The 18635-nt window shown below is 49.5% G+C and carries 20 protein-coding genes and 2 tRNA genes; 18 read left to right on the plus strand and 4 right to left on the minus strand.

All coding sequences use genetic code 11. The features are described 5' to 3' along the window. Position 1 precedes the first annotated feature (1 nt). The 9 genes from DBY95_RS00965 to greB all read left to right on the plus strand — a co-directional run bounded on the left by DBY95_RS00965 (position 2) and on the right by greB (position 7218). On the plus strand, positions 2-325 hold the full coding sequence (locus DBY95_RS00965; protein ID WP_107723064.1) for a hypothetical protein: 324 nt from the start codon (positions 2-4) through the stop codon (positions 323-325). Beyond that, on the plus strand, positions 325-1053 hold the full coding sequence (locus tag DBY95_RS00970; RefSeq protein WP_003747231.1) for an amino acid ABC transporter ATP-binding protein: 729 nt from the start codon (positions 325-327) through the stop codon (positions 1051-1053). Before DBY95_RS00965 ends, DBY95_RS00970 begins: the two co-directional genes overlap by 1 nt. A 63-nt stretch (positions 1054-1116) precedes the next feature. After that, positions 1117-1476: a hypothetical protein gene (locus tag DBY95_RS00975; RefSeq protein WP_003747228.1), complete on the plus strand. Its 360-nt coding sequence runs from the start codon at positions 1117-1119 to the stop codon at positions 1474-1476. 4 nt (positions 1477-1480) lie between these two features. Beyond that, on the plus strand, positions 1481-1933 hold the full coding sequence (locus DBY95_RS00980) for a protein YgfX (RefSeq protein WP_107723065.1): 453 nt from the start codon (positions 1481-1483) through the stop codon (positions 1931-1933). Between the two features lie 38 nt (positions 1934-1971). Then, positions 1972-3255 carry a bifunctional tetrahydrofolate synthase/dihydrofolate synthase gene (gene folC, locus DBY95_RS00985; protein WP_107723066.1) on the plus strand — a complete coding sequence of 428 codons (1284 nt, stop codon included), beginning with the start codon at positions 1972-1974 and terminating at the stop codon, positions 3253-3255. Between the two features lie 13 nt (positions 3256-3268). Continuing rightward, complete coding sequence (gene ftsN / locus DBY95_RS00990) at positions 3269-4429, plus strand: cell division protein FtsN (RefSeq protein WP_107723067.1); 1161 nt, start codon at positions 3269-3271, stop codon at positions 4427-4429. Beyond that, complete coding sequence (locus DBY95_RS00995) at positions 4422-4955, plus strand: CvpA family protein (protein ID WP_107723068.1); 534 nt, start codon at positions 4422-4424, stop codon at positions 4953-4955. Before ftsN ends, DBY95_RS00995 begins: the two co-directional genes overlap by 8 nt. A 152-nt stretch (positions 4956-5107) precedes the next feature. Continuing rightward, positions 5108-6652: an amidophosphoribosyltransferase gene (purF, locus tag DBY95_RS01000; protein ID WP_107723069.1), complete on the plus strand. Its 1545-nt coding sequence runs from the start codon at positions 5108-5110 to the stop codon at positions 6650-6652. A gap of 74 nt (positions 6653-6726) precedes the next feature. Next, positions 6727-7218 carry a transcription elongation factor GreB gene (gene greB / locus DBY95_RS01005; protein WP_003685038.1) on the plus strand — a complete coding sequence of 164 codons (492 nt, stop codon included), beginning with the start codon at positions 6727-6729 and terminating at the stop codon, positions 7216-7218. Positions 7219-7297: 79 nt separating this feature from the next. Here the strand turns inward: greB and plsY are convergent, their stop codons facing one another. Beyond that, on the minus strand, positions 7298-7909 hold the full coding sequence (plsY, locus tag DBY95_RS01010) for a glycerol-3-phosphate 1-O-acyltransferase PlsY (protein WP_063075428.1): 612 nt from the start codon (positions 7907-7909) through the stop codon (positions 7298-7300). A gap of 58 nt (positions 7910-7967) precedes the next feature. Here plsY and folB point away from each other — a divergent pair, with 58 nt between their 5' ends. Together folB and DBY95_RS01020 are read left to right on the plus strand one after the other, a co-directional pair. Next, a complete protein-coding gene (gene folB / locus DBY95_RS01015; RefSeq protein WP_049322923.1) occupies positions 7968-8318 on the plus strand; it encodes a dihydroneopterin aldolase in 351 nt (116 codons plus the stop codon). 75 nt (positions 8319-8393) lie between these two features. Further along, positions 8394-8930, plus strand: coding sequence for an NUDIX hydrolase (locus DBY95_RS01020; RefSeq protein WP_107723070.1), 537 nt, complete (start codon positions 8394-8396; stop codon positions 8928-8930). Between the two features lie 129 nt (positions 8931-9059). Here DBY95_RS01020 and DBY95_RS01025 read toward each other — a convergent pair whose 3' ends face one another. Further along, positions 9060-9698 carry an alpha/beta hydrolase gene (locus DBY95_RS01025; RefSeq protein ID WP_107723071.1) on the minus strand — a complete coding sequence of 213 codons (639 nt, stop codon included), beginning with the start codon at positions 9696-9698 and terminating at the stop codon, positions 9060-9062. 39 nt (positions 9699-9737) lie between these two features. Then, complete coding sequence (locus DBY95_RS01030) at positions 9738-10532, minus strand: polyamine aminopropyltransferase (RefSeq protein WP_107723072.1); 795 nt, start codon at positions 10530-10532, stop codon at positions 9738-9740. 216 nt (positions 10533-10748) lie between these two features. Here DBY95_RS01030 and DBY95_RS01035 point away from each other — a divergent pair. The 7 genes from DBY95_RS01035 (at position 10749) to DBY95_RS01065 (ending at position 17418) form a co-directional block, all read left to right on the plus strand. Continuing rightward, positions 10749-10824 (plus strand) — tRNA-Thr (locus DBY95_RS01035). Between the two features lie 36 nt (positions 10825-10860). Further along, positions 10861-10936 (plus strand) — tRNA-Thr (locus DBY95_RS01040). A 128-nt stretch (positions 10937-11064) separates the two neighbouring features. Next, on the plus strand, positions 11065-11856 hold the full coding sequence (panB, locus tag DBY95_RS01045; RefSeq protein ID WP_049333454.1) for a 3-methyl-2-oxobutanoate hydroxymethyltransferase: 792 nt from the start codon (positions 11065-11067) through the stop codon (positions 11854-11856). 119 nt (positions 11857-11975) lie between these two features. Continuing rightward, a complete protein-coding gene (gene panC / locus DBY95_RS01050) occupies positions 11976-12812 on the plus strand; it encodes a pantoate--beta-alanine ligase (RefSeq protein WP_107723073.1) in 837 nt (278 codons plus the stop codon). A 68-nt stretch (positions 12813-12880) separates the two neighbouring features. Further along, positions 12881-13831: a DUF4424 family protein gene (locus DBY95_RS01055; RefSeq protein ID WP_107723074.1), complete on the plus strand. Its 951-nt coding sequence runs from the start codon at positions 12881-12883 to the stop codon at positions 13829-13831. 97 nt (positions 13832-13928) lie between these two features. Next, positions 13929-16529 carry a DNA mismatch repair protein MutS gene (mutS, locus tag DBY95_RS01060; RefSeq protein ID WP_107723075.1) on the plus strand — a complete coding sequence of 867 codons (2601 nt, stop codon included), beginning with the start codon at positions 13929-13931 and terminating at the stop codon, positions 16527-16529. 37 nt (positions 16530-16566) lie between these two features. After that, on the plus strand, positions 16567-17418 hold the full coding sequence (locus DBY95_RS01065) for a DUF5672 family protein (protein ID WP_107723076.1): 852 nt from the start codon (positions 16567-16569) through the stop codon (positions 17416-17418). Between the two features lie 43 nt (positions 17419-17461). On the opposite strand, the gene DBY95_RS01070 is transcribed toward DBY95_RS01065, so the two are convergent. Beyond that, the gene (locus DBY95_RS01070) at positions 17462-18298 is read right to left on the minus strand and encodes a DUF4198 domain-containing protein (RefSeq protein WP_107723077.1); all 837 of its coding nucleotides are present in this window, start codon (positions 18296-18298) and stop codon (positions 17462-17464) included. Between the last annotated feature and the right edge of the window lie 337 nt (positions 18299-18635).

Genomic DNA, 18635 nt, shown 5'->3' on the forward strand with positions numbered 1-18635 from the left:
GATGGCAATTTTTAAGCAACCTCCTATTCAATGGGGGTTTCTGGGTGATTCATATTTGTGGCGCGAGTTGGCGCAGTATTTTTCCGGTAAGGATATGCCGCCTGAGCGGCACCGTTTTGAAGCAGCAATTATCGGCGCAGTTTGGGTATTGACCGGGCATCGTCTCGATAGGGAAGAGCAATTTAAAGTCAATCGGTACAATAAAGGCGGAATCTCCGGTGGCATAGTCAGTTGCCGCTTTTGGATTGAAACGGCCATTCCTTTGCTTTGGCAGCGGCAAGCGCAACTCAATCCCCGAAAATTTTGGCAGTTTGGAAAGAAATAATGATTAAATTCAAAAATGTACACAAACATTTTAAAGATTTGCACGTTATCAACGGCGTGAATCTGGAAGTCAAGCAAGGCGAGGTGGTCGTTGTATGCGGTCCTTCAGGCAGTGGCAAATCTACGCTGATTCGTACGGTAAACCAACTCGAGCGCATTGAAAGCGGCGAGATCTGGGTGGACGGCATCAATGTTGCCGATCCGAAAACCGATTTGAACAAAGTGCGTGAAGAAGTGGGCTTTGTGTTCCAAGGGTTCAATCTGTATCCGCATTTGACTGTCTTGGAAAATATTATTCTTTCTCCGATGAAAGTGAAAAACCAAAGCCGTGAAGAGGCGGAAAAGAAAGCGATGGAGCTTTTGGAACGTGTCGGCTTGGCGCATAAAAAAGACGCGCTGCCCGGTCAGCTTTCCGGCGGTCAACAGCAGCGTGTCGCGATTGCACGCGGTTTAGCGATGGAGCCGCGTGTGATGTTGTTTGACGAGCCGACTTCTGCGCTTGACCCTGAAATGGTCGGCGAAGTATTGAAAGTGATGAAAGACTTGGCGGAAAGCGGCATGACCATGATGTGTGTGACCCATGAAATGGGTTTTGCGCGCGAAGTCGCCGACCGTGTGATTTTTGTCGATAAAGGCCAGATTCTGGAAGATGAAACGCCGGAAGAATTTTTTACCAATCCGAAACACGAGCGTGCCAAACAATTCCTGCAACAGGTGATGACACATTAAACTCGGGCCGTCTGAAATTTCAGACGGCATGATCGGTTTGAATGATTTTGAAAGTTGAAAATAATGTATTTTGTTGACCGTACTGCTGTTGTGCTAAAGCCGACCGCCCGTTTTTTGGAATGGCTGAAATCCGCCGATGAAAATATGCCCGACCTGACCGTCGAGCAACTGCGCACCAACTGCTCCGTATTCCTCGTGCCGCAATTTGACGAACCCGAATCCGTCATTTCTTATTTTGACGAACGCTACCAGCAGATTTTTGAAGCCGAATTGGCAGGCTGGGACATTGATAAAAGCAAATGGCCGCAAGACATGAGCTTGAAGGCTTTTTGGGAATTTTTCGATACCGAAATCCACGATATGGTTTTGGATATGGAAGAGGCGGAATTGAACATTACGCCTGTTTTCGACAATATGATGTAAAGCCGTGCGAAGTTTTCAGACGGCCTTAAAGCCCTCGCGTTCTTTGAAAATTCTGATTGTCTTCTTACACCTTTCGGCGTTGTCCTTATGCCTTGCCGAGTTTTACGGCTGGATGATGTGGCTGGGTTTGGCGGCGTTGGCCGGCAGTTTTGCCTATGCTTGGCGCAGCGTTAATTTTAACGCTAAAAATGCGGTCAGAAAAATTATCATCGACCGCCAATACCGTGCGACGGTTTACTTGAATAGCGAGGAAGAGGGAAGAAGCGCGGTTTTGCAAGACAGCAGTATGTTGACGGTTTATGCTTTGTTTTTACAATGGAATGTTGACGGAAAAATAGTCAAACACTGCATCTTGCCCGATATGGCCGACCGTGATGCATACCGCCGTCTGAAAGTATGGGCGCGCTGGTGTCGTGAAAAAGAAGACAAAGCAGAACTTGCGGCAGATATGGATTAAACGGCTGTTTCAGACGGCCTTTTGAAGCGATAAATACAATGAAAACATTACAAGACTGGCTTTCTCATTTGGAGACTGCCCATAGTTCCGGCCTTATCGATATGGGCTTGGAACGCGTGGGAGAAGTGAAAAAACGCATGAATTTGGTGCCGCAATGTCCTGTCGTCGTGGTGGCGGGTACAAATGGCAAGGGTTCCGTATGCGCCTATTTGTCGCATATTTATAAAGAAGCCGGTTTTAAAGTCGGTACGCTGACCAGTCCACACCTTCTGCGTTACAACGAACGAATCGCCATCAACACTCAGCCGGTTTCAGATGAATTGATTGTTTCCTCATTTGAGCGTATCGAAGCGGCGCGCGGCGAAATTTCGCTGACGTATTTTGAGTTTAATGCTTTGGCGTCCGTCGATATTTTCATGCGTGAAAATGTGGACGTAATGATTTTGGAAGTTGGTTTGGGCGGACGATTGGATGCTGTGAACGTATTCGATGGCGACTGCTCGGTTGTTACCAGCGTGGATTTGGACCATCAGGCATTTTTGGGTGATACTGTCGAGCAGGTCGGTTTTGAAAAAGCCGGAGTGTTCCGTAGCGGCAAACCTGCCGTATGCGGTCAGAATCCTGCGCCTGAATCATTGGTCAAACACGCAGAAGAAATTGGCGCAAAACTGTTGATGGTTCAGCGAGATTTTGATTTTGCGTCAATGGAAAGCGTACAGTGGAACTACCGCTTCCATCCGCAATCTTCAGACGGCCAAAGCCGTAACCGCAATTCCTTGCCGTTTCCTGCTTTGCGCGGTGCCTATCAGTTGTCTAATGCCGCATGTGCATTGACCGTGTTGGAATGTTTGAACGAACAATTGCCGGTTGATATCGGCGCGATTAAACGCGGTTTGCTGTTGGTTGAGAATCCTGGACGTTTCCAAGTTTTGCCCGGCCGTCCGCTGGTGGTTTTGGATGTCGGCCACAATCCGCACGCAGCCCGTGCTTTGCGCCGCAGTCTGATTAACCTTGCCTTTGCCCAAAAACGTACTGCTGTATTCAGTATGTTGTCCGACAAAGATATTGATGGCGTGCTGGAAATCGTTAAAGACCAGTTTGACGAGTGGAATATCGCGCCTTTAGATGTACCGCGCGGCATGACGATAGAGGCTTTGCAGGCCAAACTGGCTGAACACGGCATCGACAATGTAAATGTTTTTGAAACTGTCGCTGCTGCCTACCGCGCTGCTTTGGCTAAAGCAACCGAAAATGATAGAATCGTTGTTTTCGGCTCATTCCATACTGTTGCCGATGTAATGGCTGTTTTGAAAGAACACTAACGAGGAAATTATCATGTCCGACAATAAACAAAAAGAAACTCCAAACGGATACGATTTAGACGGTTACGAACAACTCAAACGTCGCAACCGCCGTCGCTTGGTCTTAGCCTCCGGCTTGGTGGTGGCATCGGGTATGCTGTTCGGTCTGGCACTGACTTCCGGCGACGATAAAAATTCACCGTTTAAAGAAGCGCCAGTCGGTCAGAGCCAAGTCAAAACGGCTGACGAGCCGAGCAAGGCTGTTGTTTTAGAGCCGAATAAAGAGGATGTTGCTGCTGCTGAAGAGGCTGCCCGCCATGCGGATGCAGAAGCACCAAATAAACCGCAAAATGCAGGCGACGAAGAAGACAATGTACCGGTTGAAGTATTGAAGCCAAACCGTGAATCTGCTCCCGAAGATGTCGGCGAGCCGTTGGTTTTGATCAACGATACTTTGGATGACGGTAATATTAAAGGCTTGGAAGAGTCCGAACGTATTCAACGCGCCGAGGCTGCCAAACGCGAAGCTGCCGAACGCCGAGCCGAAGAACGCCGAGCAGAAGAACGCCGCCAACGTCAGGCTGAACAACGTGCTGCTGCCCGTAAAACACAAGTCCAACAGGAAACTGCCGAGAAAGAAAACGCATTGGCAGCTAAAAAACGCGTACTTCAAGCGCGTGCTGAAAAAGCAGAGCGTGAAGCCGCTGCCGAACGCAATAAATTGGCACAATTGGAAAAAGCAGAGAAAGCCATTGCCGAGCGTAAATCTGCCAAAAACAGCAAAGACAGCGTAAAAGACAAGGCCGAACCTGCCAAGAAAGCAGAAGCTAAAGTTGAAAAACCAAAAAATGAAAAAGCTAAACCAGAAACGGCCAAAACAGAAAAAGCCGATAAGGTAAAAACTGCCGAGAAGCCGTCTGAAAAAGCCAAACCTAAAGCTGAAAAAGAAAAAGCAGAAGCCAAACCTGCGAAAAAAGCTGCCATTCAGGCTGGTTATGCTGAAAAAGAACGTGCGCAAAGCCTGCAACGTAAAATGAAAGCCGCAGGTATCGACTCGACCATTACTGAAGTGATGACTGATAAAGGTAAGGTGTATCGCGTGAAATCAGCCAGTTATAAAAATGCACGCGATGCAGAGCGCGATTTGAACAAATTGCGTGTACATGGCATTGCCGGTCAGGTGACCAGTGAGTAATTTGCCTGTTGCCGATTTGTTGGCTGCCGCCGTTATCGTCATCTGCATCATTATCTCGTTGACACGGGGTATTATTGCCGAAGCAGGAGCGATGGTGGCCTGGGTGGTATCGTTTATTGCAGCCAGAACGCTCGCCGTGCCGTTTGCCGATGTGGTCTTTAAATCGGTTGAGCCGCATTCTTTGGCGGTTGCCATGGGTTTTGCCGCTGTGTTTTTTCTGGCATGGCTGTTGCAGAAACTGGCACGATCGCTGTTAAGCAGTTTGATGTCTGCCGTTGGTTTGGGAAGCATCAACCGTTTGCTTGGAGGCGTATTTGGTGCAGTGAAAGGTGTGATTTTGGTGACACTGGCAGTGATGATTTTTTCACACACTGATTTGCCGAAAACGGAAGAGTGGCAAAGTTCGCACACAATTCCGTATTTTGAATCACTTGCAGATGCTGCAATGCCTTATCTGCCTGGAAAAGATACCGCAATGCCGCATCTTTCGGGTAAAGCAGCTGAAGTTGAAGAATTGGATGATTGAGTTTGACGGATTCAGACGGCCTATGGGTCGTCTGAATCCGTTTTTATTTGCGTAAATTTGACATCATATTGTCAACAATTCGAGCGAACTCATCTAAATTATTTTATAATGACAGCTTACCCATTTAATCTTCAAACTCGGAGAAGCACGATATGTGTGGTGTATTAGGTTTGGTTAGTCATGAGCCGGTCAATCAGATGTTGTATGATGGTTTGCAGATGTTGCAACACCGTGGTCAGGACGCAGCAGGTATTGTTACTGCCGAAGGCAATATATTTCATATGCACAAGGGCAAAGGCATGGTGCGCGAAGTGTTCCGTACCCGTAATATGCGCGACTTGGTCGGTAATGCAGGCATTGCACATGTCCGCTATCCGACTGCAGGCAATGCGGGCAGCAGCGCAGAAGCCCAGCCGTTTTATGTCAGCTCTCCATTCGGCATTGTTTTAGCACACAATGGTAATCTGACCAATACCGAAGAGCTCTATGAAAACGTATGCAACAAACACCTGCGCCACGTTAATACCAGCTCCGATTCTGAAGTCCTACTCAATGTATTCGCGCACGAATTACGCCGCGAAGTTTCTAAAAATACAGCCCCTTATCAACTTACCATCGACAATATTTTCAACGCCGTTTCCGAAGTACACCGCTTAGTGCGCGGCGCGTATGGCGTAGTGGCCATGATTGCCGGATATGGTATGCTGGCTTTCCGGGATCCTTTCGGTATCCGTCCATTGGTTTTGGGTTCGCAAATTGACGAATCCGGTAAAAAATCGTATGCCGTTGCCTCTGAATCAGTTGCTTTCAACGCGCTTGCCTATGATTTGGAACGCGATATCCAGCCGGGCGAAGCCGTATTTATTGGTTTTGACGGCACGATTATTTCCCGTCAATGCAGCGATAAAGCCAAATTAAGCCCTTGTCTTTTTGAATATGTTTATTTTGCCCGCCCAGACTCCGTCATCGATGGCGTTTCCGTTTATCAGTCCCGTATGGATATGGGCGTATCTTTGGCAGAAAAAATCAAACACGAGCTGCCTGTCGATGATATCGATGTCGTGATGCCGATTCCCGATACCAGCCGACCCAGCGCGATGGAGCTTGCCGTCCATCTCGAAAAACCTTACCGCGAAGGTCTGATTAAAAACCGCTACATCGGCCGCACCTTTATTATGCCCGGCCAAGCAACACGCAAAAAATCAGTACGCCAAAAACTCAGCCCGATGGAAACCGAGTTTAACGGCAAAAGCGTTTTGTTGGTGGATGACTCCATCGTGCGCGGTACGACCAGCCGTGAAATCGTTGAAATGGTACGCGCGGCAGGTGCACGCAAAGTCTACATTGCTTCTGCAGCTCCCGAAGTGCGCTATCCAAATGTGTACGGTATCGATATGCCGACCCGTGAAGAACTGATTGCAAACGGCCGCAGCGCAGCAGAAATCGCAACCGAGATTGGCGCAGACGGCATCGTCTTCCAAAACTTAGAAGACTTGGAAGCAGTAGTTAAAGCACTCAATCCAAAAATTGAATCCTTTGATTCCTCATGCTTTAACGGTGTTTATCAAACCGGCGATATCGACGAAGCATACCTAAACCGCCTCTCCGCCGAAAAATCAGGTTGCGGCGGCTTGAAAGTACATCCAAGCAAAATGGAACACAGCATTAGTATCAGCGATAGCGATGATGAAGAATAAAGTAAATTGACTTACAATAAAGGCCGTCTGAAAATCAACGTTCAGACGGCCTTTAATTATGTTTTAGACACATCATGAGTACCGAAACCAAAAATTACATCACGCCTACCGGTTGGCAGGCATTGAAAGACGAACTTTATCATCTGGTCAACAAAGAACGCCCGGAAATCGTCCAAATCGTTAACTGGGCGGCAAGCAATGGCGACCGCAGCGAAAATGGCGACTATCTTTACGGTAAACGCCGTATGCGCGAAATCGACCGCCGTATCCGCTTCCTAACCAAACGCTTGGAAGCCGCTGTCGTCGTCGATCCAGAAGCGCGTGAAGCCACGGACCAGATTTTTTTCAGCGCCACCGTTGGCTTACTGCGCGGAGACGGTCGTGAACAAACCGTCAAAATCGTCGGCGTAGATGAAATCGATACCGCTAAAAACAAAATCTCATGGATTTCCCCTTTGGCGCGCAGCCTGATAAAAGCACGTGAAGGGGATGAAGTTGTCTTGGATACACCGGAAGGACGTGAGGTTATAGAGATTCTGTCGGTGGAATATATTAAGATTGACTGATTATGAGTGAGTAAAAACTATTAAGGCCGTCTGAAAAATATACTTTCAGACGGCCTTTTATTTGAATATATCTACGCTTTTAAGATTTTCCGGCTTTATCTCCGATTTTGCTTTCTTTTCCTTGAATCAGATTTTGAATATTGCTTTTATGGCGGTATAACACCAATGCGGCAATGAATACAGTTGCCCATGCCCAAGAGGCGTGCGGCATCATGAAGAAGGCGAAGATGGGCGCACAGACGGTGGCGACCAGGGCAGCGAGGGAGGAAACTTTGAAACCAAACGCCATAACCAGCCAAATCAAGGCGCAGAGCAGGGCGGTTGCGGGGGAGAGGGCGAGCAAAACACCCAATGCGGTGGCTACGCCTTTGCCGCCTTTAAAATTGAAAAATATTGGCCACATATGGCCGACCAATGCGGCAATGGCGACCAGGGCTATCGTTGCATCAGACAAATTTAAAGCATCTTGCAGACAGCGCGCCAAGATGACGGCAACCAAGCCTTTTACTGCATCGCCGAGCAGGGTCAGTGCGGCCGCTTTTTTCTTGCCGCTGCGCAAGACGTTGGTGGCACCGGGATTGCCGGAGCCGTAAGTGCGCGGATCGTCCATGCCGTAATATTTTGATACGATGACGGCAAAAGACAGGGAGCCGATAAGATAGGCGGCAATAATGGCAAGTACATTGAACATTTTGGGTGCTTTACTTAAAATGGGAATGGTTATTCTATCAAAAAAAACGGACAGGCAAATGGATAAAATCTTTTTGTACGGCATGAAAGCCGATACTTTAATCGGCGTATATGATTGGGAACGCGAGCGTAAACAGACTTTGATTTTGGATTTGGAGATTAGTGTTCCCGAGCGTACGGGCACGAGCGACGATATCGGCGACACCATCCATTATGGCGAAGTATGCGAAGTCGTACGCCGCAACCTTGCCGAACAGGATTTTTTACTGCTGGAAACGTTGGCGGAACATATCGCCCAATTGATTTTAAATGATTTTGGTGCGGCCAAAGTGCGCGTTCGTATTGTGAAACCGGGCATCTTGCCTGATGTGGCGCAGGTTGGTATTGAGATTGAACGTGTTCGGGAATAGGGCTTATCTATGCCGTCTGAAAAAGGATTTCAGACGGCCTTTAATATTTAATAATTTGGAAATGAGGTAAAAAAAATGGATTTGAAAGAAACTAAATTAAGCAGCGAGCCAATCTACGAAGGTTCTTTTGTTACCATCAGCCGCGATCGGGTGCGCCTGCCCAACGGCAATGAAAGCCAACGGGTTGTGATCCGCCATCCGGGTGCTGCGTGTGTGTTGGCGGAAACGGAAGACGGCAAAGTTGTTTTGGTTCGCCAATGGCGTTATGCCGCCGATCAGGCGACGTTGGAATTGCCGGCGGGTAAATTGGATATTGCAGGCGAAGATCCTGCCGAATGCGCTTTGCGTGAGTTGGCGGAAGAAACGCCATATGTCGCCGACAGCGTCAAACTGTTGCACTCCTTTTACACTGCAGTCGGTTTTTGCGATGAAAAAATGTATCTCTACCAAGCGCAAGGCGTGCGTTTGGGCAGCGAGTTGAGCAATGATGAGGATGAAATTACAGAAACCGTCCTGATGAGCAAGGAAGAGGTGCGCAATGCATTGGCAAACGATGAAATCAAAGATGGTAAGACTTTGATTGGTTTGCAGTATTGGTTGACTCAGAATTGATATGTTAAGTAGAAAATCCTTGATAGATTTCTGAATACTTGAGCCTGATATTTGATAATAAGGTTTTCATACAAACAAGGCCGTCTGAAAAAGCTTTCAGACGGCCTTGTTTTATTTTGTAGCCGGATTTTAGCCTAATAAAGCCGGTGCAAACCGTGTGATTGTATCGCGTAAAACGATGAGTTTGCCGTGGAAGAAATGGGACGAACCGGCAATGGTCACAACAGGCAGGCCTTGTGGTTCTGCCCATGTCAGGGCTTTGTTGATTTCGACGACTTCGTCTTCCGCGCCATGAATCATCAATGTTTTGGCGATATCGGGAACGTTGGATGGTTCCGGGCGGTCGGTGTAGTGATGGACGGCGGCGCCCATCAGCAACAGTAAATCGGGCGTGCGCGCTTGTGCGGCAAATGTGGAAACGTAGCCACCGAATGAGAAACCGGCCAGGACGAATTGCGGCGCGTCAGGATGTTGCGCACGGGCGTAGTCGATAACGGCAATGCAGTCTTGCGTTTCGCCACGGCCGTAGTCGTGTTCGCCTTGGCTATTGCCTACGCCGCGCAAATTGGGCAGGTAGCAATGGAAGCCGAGCTGGCTGAGGGCTTTGGCGGCGGTTTGGATGACTTTGTTGGTGTTGGTGCCGCCTTGCAGGGGATTTGGGTGGTTGATGACGGCAACGCCGCGGGCGGATTCTTGTGTGCTTGGCAGGTAGATGGTTTCCAGCAAACCGGCCGGGCCGGGGATTTGAATGATGTCGGGTTTGAGCATGGGTGTGTCCTTGTTTATTTTCAGACGGCCTGAAACGGTTTACAGATAAAAATTCTTGCCGTTGTTTTGATTGTTGGCTTTCAAATCAGCAAGCATCCGTTTGAAGTCCAAGCCGTATTTTTCGCTTAATTTTTCGGCGCGTTTTTTCAGGTTGTCGAGATTTTGTTCTTTAGGGCTGCTTTGGAATGCCATGACCGCTACGTTGCCGTGGCTCTCGGCAGGCAGCTCGAGTACGCGGCCGTCAAAGACGTTGAGCAGGCGTTCGACAAAGCGTTGATAACGCTGGTCGCCACTCCACCAGTTGGTGACAAATACGCCGTCTGGAGAGAGGGCATTGCGGCAGTCTTGGAAGAAGGGCTCTTCCACCAAAGCATCGATAATCTGTTCGCCGTCAAAACCATCTACCAAAATCACATCGGTATTGTGGCGGAACACTTTAATATATTCCGCGCCATCCGCCTCGATAATTTCAAAATTTTCGCCTTCGTGCGGCAATTCAAACAGGCTGCGCGCCACGGCGATGACTTGCGGATTGATGTCAATGGCGGTTTGCTTAGTGTGGGGCAGATAGCTGTCTATCCAACGGGCAAACGAGCCTCCGCCCAAGCCGATTTGGGTGATGTGTTTGGGCGGGGTTTCTACAAACAGCAGCCAACCCATCATGGCGCGGCTGTACGACAACACCAGCTCGGACGGATGATCGACATTCATGGAGCTTTGAATGGTGTCGCTGCCCAAGTGTAGGGAACGGATATTGACTTCTTCGGAAATGCCGACTTCGGGCAGATGGGATTTGGCTGGGCGCAGGCGGCGGTAAGGATGGCGGGGTGGCATGGGTGCAGATGGAAAGATATAAAAGGCGTTATTTTAACAGAAACAATGATGTTTTGCGCTGGGGCGGTTTTCAGACGGCCTTTGAGTGTGTTGGATGGAAAGATAAGGCATGTATTTAATTTTCTTTAAAATCATTGGTTTTTATAATTTCGTGAGTAACTTTGTTTTAAAATGCTTGCCAAGATGGGAACTTATCGGCATAATGCCGACTTCCTTGCCGGTATAGCTCAGTTGGTAGAGCACCTGACTTGTAATCAGGGGGTCCCGAGTTCGACTCTTGGTGCCGGCACCAGTTAAAGACTGATGGTGCCGCAAGGCATTTCAGTAAGCCGGTATAGCTCAGTTGGTAGAGCACCTGACTTGTAATCAGGGGGTCCCGAGTTCGACTCTTGGTGCCGGCACCAATTAAAAGCCCGATTGTGAAAGCAGTCGGGCTTTTTGCTTATGCTTTGATATTTTAAAAGCAGACCTTATAATACCGCGTTTCCATTACAACAAAGGGCTGCCCGTCGGGCGGAACACACAAAACACCATGATTACCGTAAACACTTTGCAAAAAATGAAAGCAGAGGGCGAGAAAATCGCCATGCTGACCGCTTATGAATCCAGCTTTGCCGCGCTGATGGACAATGCCGGCGTAGATGTACTGCTGGTAGGCGATTCTTTGGGCATGGCGGTGCAAGGTCGTCAGTCCACGTTGCCGGTGAGCTTGCAGGATATGTGCTACCACACTGAATGCGTGGCTCGCGGCACTAAAAATGCCATGATTGTCAGTGATTTGCCGTTTGGCGCATATCAGCAGAGCAAAGAGCAGGCATTTGCGGCGGCGGCAGAGTTGATGGCGGCCGGCGCGCATATGGTCAAGCTCGAAGGCGGTGTCTGGATGGCGGAGACCACTGAATTTCTGCAAATGCGCGGTATCCCTGTTTGCGCCCACATCGGCCTGACTCCGCAATCCGTGTTTGCATTCGGCGGCTATAAAGTACAAGGCCGCGGCGATAAGGCGGAAGCGTTGCTCAACGACGCCAAAGCGCATGATGCGGCAGGTGCGGCAATCGTATTGATGGAATGCGTTCCTGCAGAGTTGGCGAAAAAAGTAACCGAAACCGTTTCTTGCCCGACCATCGGTATTGGTGCAGGCGTGGATTGCGACGGTCAGGTTTTGGTGATGCACGATATGCTCGGCATTTTCCCCGGTAAAACCGCCAAATTCGTGAAAAACTTTATGCAGGGCAAAGACAGTGTTCAAGCTGCGGTCAAAGCCTATGTGGATGAAGTCAAAGCAAAAACGTTCCCATCTGTCGAACATACGTTTGCCGGATAAAATAAAAACCAGGCCGTCTGAAACTTATTTCAGACGGCCTTTTTAATGAATAAAAGCGTATAATCGGCGCGTGATTTCCGTTGATGAAACAGCGGAAAAGATAAAGGATTTTTCAAACCATGCAAATTATTCATACGATTAAAGAATTGCGCGAGTGGCGCAAAACTGCCGGAAAAGTGGCATTTGTGCCGACCATGGGCAATCTGCACGAAGGCCATCTTGCGCTGGTGCGCGAAGCGAAAAAACGTGCTGATAACGTTGTGGTCAGCATTTTTGTCAACCGTCTGCAATTCGGACAAGGCGAAGATTTCGACAAATATCCGCGCACTTTGCAACAAGATGCCGACAAATTGGCAGGTGAGGGCGTTGCCGTCGTGTTCGCGCCTGATGAAAAAGAGCTGTATCCGAATGTGGAACAGCGTTTCAATGTCGAGCCTCCGCACCTGCAAAACGAATTGTGCGGCAAATTCCGTCCGGGCCATTTCCGCGGCGTGGCGACCGTTGTAACCAAGTTGTTCAATATTGTTCAACCCGATACCGCCTGTTTCGGCAAAAAAGACTATCAGCAGCTGGCGATTATCAAAGGCTTTGTCGAAGACTTGAACTTCAATATCGACATTGTTCCTGTCGATACCGGCCGCGCTTCAGACGGCCTGGCACTTTCCAGCCGCAACCAATATTTGAGCGAAGCAGAGCGCGCAGAAGCGCCACGCCTCTATCAAGAGTTGCAAAACATTGCCTCCGCCCTGAAAAACGGCAATCTGGATTACGCCCAGCTTGAGGCCGAATGTATCCGCCGTTTGACCGATACCGGCTGGGTGGTTGATTACGTTGAAATCCGCCATGCACACAGCTTGGCAGTGGCTCATGTTGGCGATAAAGAATTGGTGGTGCTTGCCGCCGCCCGTTTGGGTACCACGCGCCTGATTGATAATTTGGAAGTGGCTTTGGCTTAAAACCAAGCTGCTGTTAAAGGCCGTCTGAAACCTGTTTTTCAGACGGCCTGTTTCAAAGGGGTTAAATCATGAAACAAAAAGCTTTAATCTTGCTTTTTCTGCTGGCTGGGGCCGCTCATGCCAATGACAGTATGGGTACGGTCAGTACAAGCGGCATCAAATATCTGAAAAATCCGCATATCGATATGCAGAGCGAAGATTTGCACATCAGCGAAAGGCAAATCCGCGTGCATTACAAGTTTAAGAACACCTCCTCGCAAGACATTACTGAAACTGTTCTTTTTCCTTTGCCCATCGTTCCTGCGGCTACAGTTTCCGACTTTGCCGACACCAAGGGCTTGGTTGACAGCTTCCGCATTTACGTCAACGGCAAATCTGTCCGCCCGCAAGCCCACGTCCGCGCCTATTTTGAACGGCGTAACGGCTCGCTGGTGGACGTGACCGCCGATTTGAAAAAATGTGGTTTGAGCGATCAGGAGTTGATGCACCCGTGGACACAAAACAAAGATGCCGAAAAGCTTAATAAGAAAATTCGTACTTGCAGCTCGCCTAAAATCAAATCCTTGCTTCCAGCCAGCGAATTGAACACAATGGGCTGGACGTATTGGTCGGCGCAGATTATTTACAGCTGGAAGCAAACCTTTAAAGCCAACGCCGTAACCGAAATCAAACACCAATACACCCCGCTGGTCGGCGGCAGCTTCCTGCCTTCGCTTAAAGCCAAAGACAGCAAAGCATTCATAGATGAGTACTGCATGGATGAAAACTTCCTTAAAAACTTTAAAAATGTGAAAGGAGGTTCAAAGGTCTATCACCATTTGGGCTATGTCCTGACCACAGGTGCCAACTGGGCAAAACCTATCGGTAAATTCACTTTGACCATAGACCGCGAGCCCAATACTGTGTTGTCACTCTGCTGGGACAAATCCTTGCGCAAAGTAGGGCCGAACCGCTTCCAAGCAGTCAAAGAAAATTTCCTGCCGAAGAAAGACTTGGACATTATTTTCGTTTATGACTAATCTTATTCGGTATATATAAAAGGTCGTCTGAAAGCTTATTTAGGTTTTCAGACGGCCTTTTGTTACAATAACGCTTTTGCGTTTCTAAGGTTTTTCCATGTCCAAACCCACCGTTTCCCCGATGATGCAGCAGTATCTCGCCATCAAATCGCAACACGCCGACAAGCTGGTGTTTTACCGCATGGGCGATTTTTATGAGTTGTTTTTGGATGACGCAGTGGAGGCGGCAAAGCTGTTGGACATTACCCTGACCACGCGCGGGCAGATGGACGGCGTGCCGATTAAGATGGCGGGTGTGCCGTTTCATGCGGCGGAGCAGTATCTTGCGCGACTGGTTAAGATGGGCAAAAGCGTGGCGGTGTGCGAGCAGGTGGGCGAAGTTGGCGCGGGTAAAGGGCCGGTAGAGCGCAAAGTCGTGCGCATCGTAACGCCCGGCACGCTGACTGACGCGGCGTTTTTGGAAGACAAGGAAACCAACCGCATTGTAGCGGTGAACGCAGACAAGAAAAACGTTGCCATCGCATGGGCTTCTTTGCAAAGCGGCGAATTCAAAACCAAGCTGACGACGGCGGACAAACTTGCCGACGAGCTGGCGCGTTTGCAGGCGGCGGAAATCCTGTTGCCCGAAGGCAAAAGCCTTCCTGACGGTTTTCAGGCAACCTCCTCCAACATCACGCGCCTGAACTCGTGGCAGTTTGCCGCCGACGCGGGCGCGAAATTGTTGACCGAATATTTCGGCTGCCAAGACCTGCACGGCTTCGGTTTGGACGGCAAAGAACACGAAGCCGCCGTCGGCGCGGCGGGCGCGCTGTTGAACTACATCCGCCTGACGCAAAACCTGATGCCGCAACACCTCGACGGCATTTCGCTTGAAACCGACAGCCAATATATCGGCATGGACGCCGCCACGCGCCGCAATCTCGAAATCACGCAAACCCTCTCCGGTAAGAAATCTCCGACCCTGTTTTCCATACTTGACGGTTGCGCCACCCACATGGGCAGCCGCCTCTTGGCACTCTGGCTGCACCACCCCTTACGCAGCCGCGCCCATATCCGCGCCCGCCAAGAAGCCGTTGCCGCATTGGGTTCACAAAACGAAACCTTGCAAGGCCGTCTGAAAAACATCGCGGACATCGAACGCATCGCCGCCCGCATCGCCGTCGGTAACGCCCGCCCGCGCGATCTTGCCGCCCTGCGCGACAGCCTGTTTGCCCTGTCCGAAATCGAATTGTCCGCCGAGGGTAGCAGTCTCTTAGAAACCCTCAAAGCCGTTTTCCCCGAAACCCTGCCCGTCGCCGAAACCCTCAAAGCCGCCGTAATGCCCGAACCTGCCGTCTGGCTCAAAGACGGCGGCGTTATCAACCAAGGCTATTCGGCAGAACTTGACGAGTTGCGCCACATCCAAAACCACGGCGACGAATTCCTGCTCGACCTCGAAGCGCGCGAACGCGAACGCACCGGCCTCTCCACCCTCAAAGTCGAGTTCAACCGCGTCCACGGCTTCTACATCGAGCTATCCAAAGTTCAAGCTGAACAAGCCCCCGCCGACTACCAACGCCGCCAGACCCTGAAAAACGCCGAACGCTTCATCACTCCTGAACTCAAAACCTTCGAAGACAAAGTCCTGACCGCGCAAGAGCAGGCATTGGCACTGGAAAAACGCCTGTTTGAAGCCCTGCTGAAAGAAGTTCAGACGGCCTTGCCGCAGCTTCAAAAAGCAGCCAAAGCCGCCGCCGCCCTCGACGTACTTTCTACGTTTGCCGCCATTGCCGCTGAACGCGGCTTCGTTTGTCCTGAGTTCGCCGACTACCCCGTCATCCATATCGAAAACGGCCGCCATCCCGTCGTCGAGCAACAAGTGCGCCACTTTACCGCCAACCACACACGCCTCGACCACAAACACCGCCTCATGCTCCTGACCGGCCCCAATATGGGCGGCAAATCCACCTACATGCGCCAAGTTGCCCACATCGTTCTCATGGCGCACACCGGCAGCTTCGTGCCTGCCGATGCCGCCCAAATCGGTCCCATCGACCAAATCTTTACCCGTATCGGCGCATCGGACGATTTAGCTTCCAATCGCTCGACCTTCATGGTCGAAATGAGCGAAACCGCCTACATCCTCCACCACGCCACCGAGCAATCCCTCGTCCTCATGGACGAAGTCGGTCGCGGCACTTCGACTTTTGACGGCCTCGCCCTTGCCCAAGCCATTGCCGAACATTTGCTGCAAAAAAACAAATCCTTCAGCTTCTTCGCCACCCACTATTTCGAGCTGACCAAACTGCCTGAAGCCCATGCAACCGCAGTCAATATGCACCTTTCGGCGCTCGAGCAAGGACAAGACATCGTCTTCCTCCACCACATCGAGCCAGGTCCTGCCAGCAAAAGCTACGGTATCGCCGTCGCCAAACTCGCAGGTCTGCCCAACCGCGCTTTGAAATCGGCTCAAAAGCATTTAAACGATTTGGAAAACCAAGCTGCCGCCAACCGTCCGCAGTTGGATATTTTCAGCGCCATGCCGTCTGAAAATGGGGAGGATGAGGAAGGGAAAGAACAAGAAGTTGAGCCTGTTGATAATTTGCAGACCAATGAATTGACTGAAGCGTTGGCGCAAATTCAGCCCGACAACCTCACGCCGCGCGAAGCCTTGGATGCCTTGTATCGTTTGAAAGATATCTGCAACAAGGCGTCGTAAATAACTCAAAGGCCGTCTGAAACAGGGGAAATATATAATGAGTTTTACTGATATTACCGTGGTTGGTATTACCGGCGCAGATTCTTATACCGAGGGCACGATGTATGCCATTATCCGCAGCTGTGCCGAATTGCCTGGAAGCCGTGGATTGCTGATCAGCCCGAGCTGTCCTCAAGGTTTGCCGGAAAATATCCGACATCAGCTTTGCCGGAAATTCGGTTATCTGGAATACAATCTGTTTGTTTTGTACCAACTGATGTATTACATTGATACGGATTATTGTTTGATTGTTCAAAATGACGGATGGGTGCTGAACGGTCAAAACTGGCAGGATGCCTATCGGGAATATGACTATATCGGCGCACCTTTGCCGATTTTGTTGGAAACCGAAGCAGACGGGCAGTTTTTCCTGAAGGGAACAGACCAATATTTGGCCAAACAACATCTGATTCAGACTTCTCCGAATTTGGACGAGCCGCAGAACGGCGGTTTCAGCCTGCGCAGCAGACGGCTTTTAACCATGCCGCGACAACTGGGTTTAAATGTAGAAATCCGACCGCCTTTACCGCCGAAAGACGAAAAAATTGCCGATATGGAATGGCTGATACAGCTGCACCACGAAGATATGTTTTTGACGGCGCAACACCGTTATAGATTGCAGGACTTGGGTTTGAAATTCGCGCCTCCGGATATTGCTACGCAATTTTCTTCAGAAACACTGTTTATCAATCGAATGAGGAATGTCCCTTTAGAGCGCGTCTTTGGGGCACACTGGATGGGCAATGTGGTCTTGACCAGCTGCAACCGTGTCCGGTTTGCCCAATTGAATGGTGATGAGTTGGAAACATTCTCCCGTTTTTTTAGAAATTTGGGTTATGAATGTGAATAAAGTAAGGTCGTCTGAAAGTTCAGACGGCCTTTTTCAATGGCTGTTAATGTTGATGATGGTGGGCATGGCGTGCGGCCGCGCGGTTGGTGCCGACAGGCACAATCAGCGTTGCGTAAGTATTGTCTTTCTGACATACGCTTTTATCGCCATAATCGCTCTCGTTCACCACTTTGATTTTCCACAAGCCGTCAATCAGCGTAATCACATTGACCACGCCGTTTTTATCGGTTTTGCCGGAGAAGCCCTGAGGCTCGCGGTGGTCATGGGTTGATTCCAAGTCCATTTCGGCCAAAGTGTCCGAGCTGGCGGTAACGGTGGCTTTAACCAAAGGCTCTCCTTTGTACAGGACTTTGACCGGCAAAATACCGCCGGCTTTGACTGCGTTCGGATTTTTCAGCGGAACCAGTTCCAGCTCTTGGCCGATAGGGCGGGTCAATACCGCTTCATCGACTGCGCCGTTGCCCACGTGGACGAAACTCTTGCCGAACATTTGCGATTGTTCGCAATAGGTGGCACCGGCCAGCTGTTTCAAGGTTTGCTGTTTCCAGCCGTCTTGGTTTTTCGACCAGAAAGTCGGTTGGTAGGTCGCGCTGACCCAGTAGGAGCCTGCGGGCAGGGCGGCTTTGGAAACGTATTGATAGTTTTCGCCCTTATTTACCAAATCAACGGTTTTCTTTGAGCTGTCGGTCAATTGCAGCGGTTTGAAAATATGCACGCGGTCATCGGCGATTTTTTCGACATTGGGGAAGTCGTGGCTGTAACCCAAATCCGCATGCAGGATTTTGCCGGCAGGCTGATGTGTCGGTGCGGCCACCCAAACATCGTGTGCCTGTGCCACTGCGCCCAATCCCAGCAATCCTAAAAGCATCCATTGTTTCATAGTTTCTACACTCCATTTTGTTGTTGAATGAAAGGCCTTGTATTTTGGCGAGTAGAAACATTACTCTTATTTGCATTTTTTGTAAATAATAAGAACTATATTTTTTAATTATAAATAATTATTTATATTGAATTTTCAGACGGCCTGAAGTATTAGGTAATGCTGTTTGCAACGTATGTTTATCCTGTGTAAATAGTTGCTTTAATCTTTATCTAATTAATTTATATACAATTTATTGTGATGTTTATCTGAGTGGGCATTTTTTCCCATCTTCAGCCCGGATTGTATATAACCAAAACTGATAAACGCGAAAGCAAACATTATTTCCAGTTTGCAT

This window comes from Neisseria subflava, from assembly GCF_003044935.1.
In the GTDB taxonomy this organism is placed as follows: Bacteria; Pseudomonadota; Gammaproteobacteria; order Burkholderiales; family Neisseriaceae; genus Neisseria; species Neisseria subflava_E.

Excerpts from the sequence above, each read along its gene's own strand:
- DBY95_RS00965 (WP_107723064.1), top strand. The coding sequence starts at position 2 with ATGGCAATTTTTAAGCAACCTCCTATTCAATGGGGGTTTCTGGGTGAT.
- DBY95_RS00970 (WP_003747231.1), top strand. The coding sequence starts at position 325 with ATGATTAAATTCAAAAATGTACACAAACATTTTAAAGATTTGCACGTT.
- DBY95_RS00975 (WP_003747228.1), top strand. The coding sequence starts at position 1,117 with ATGTATTTTGTTGACCGTACTGCTGTTGTGCTAAAGCCGACCGCCCGT.
- folC (WP_107723066.1), top strand. The coding sequence starts at position 1,972 with ATGAAAACATTACAAGACTGGCTTTCTCATTTGGAGACTGCCCATAGT.
- ftsN (WP_107723067.1), top strand. The coding sequence starts at position 3,269 with ATGTCCGACAATAAACAAAAAGAAACTCCAAACGGATACGATTTAGAC.
- purF (WP_107723069.1), top strand. The coding sequence starts at position 5,108 with ATGTGTGGTGTATTAGGTTTGGTTAGTCATGAGCCGGTCAATCAGATG.
- greB (WP_003685038.1), top strand. The coding sequence starts at position 6,727 with ATGAGTACCGAAACCAAAAATTACATCACGCCTACCGGTTGGCAGGCA.
- plsY (WP_063075428.1), bottom strand. The coding sequence starts at position 7,909 with ATGTTCAATGTACTTGCCATTATTGCCGCCTATCTTATCGGCTCCCTG.
- folB (WP_049322923.1), top strand. The coding sequence starts at position 7,968 with ATGGATAAAATCTTTTTGTACGGCATGAAAGCCGATACTTTAATCGGC.
- DBY95_RS01020 (WP_107723070.1), top strand. The coding sequence starts at position 8,394 with ATGGATTTGAAAGAAACTAAATTAAGCAGCGAGCCAATCTACGAAGGT.
- DBY95_RS01025 (WP_107723071.1), bottom strand. The coding sequence starts at position 9,698 with ATGCTCAAACCCGACATCATTCAAATCCCCGGCCCGGCCGGTTTGCTG.
- DBY95_RS01030 (WP_107723072.1), bottom strand. The coding sequence starts at position 10,532 with ATGCCACCCCGCCATCCTTACCGCCGCCTGCGCCCAGCCAAATCCCAT.
- panB (WP_049333454.1), top strand. The coding sequence starts at position 11,065 with ATGATTACCGTAAACACTTTGCAAAAAATGAAAGCAGAGGGCGAGAAA.
- panC (WP_107723073.1), top strand. The coding sequence starts at position 11,976 with ATGCAAATTATTCATACGATTAAAGAATTGCGCGAGTGGCGCAAAACT.
- DBY95_RS01055 (WP_107723074.1), top strand. The coding sequence starts at position 12,881 with ATGAAACAAAAAGCTTTAATCTTGCTTTTTCTGCTGGCTGGGGCCGCT.
- mutS (WP_107723075.1), top strand. The coding sequence starts at position 13,929 with ATGTCCAAACCCACCGTTTCCCCGATGATGCAGCAGTATCTCGCCATC.
- DBY95_RS01065 (WP_107723076.1), top strand. The coding sequence starts at position 16,567 with ATGAGTTTTACTGATATTACCGTGGTTGGTATTACCGGCGCAGATTCT.
- DBY95_RS01070 (WP_107723077.1), bottom strand. The coding sequence starts at position 18,298 with ATGAAACAATGGATGCTTTTAGGATTGCTGGGATTGGGCGCAGTGGCA.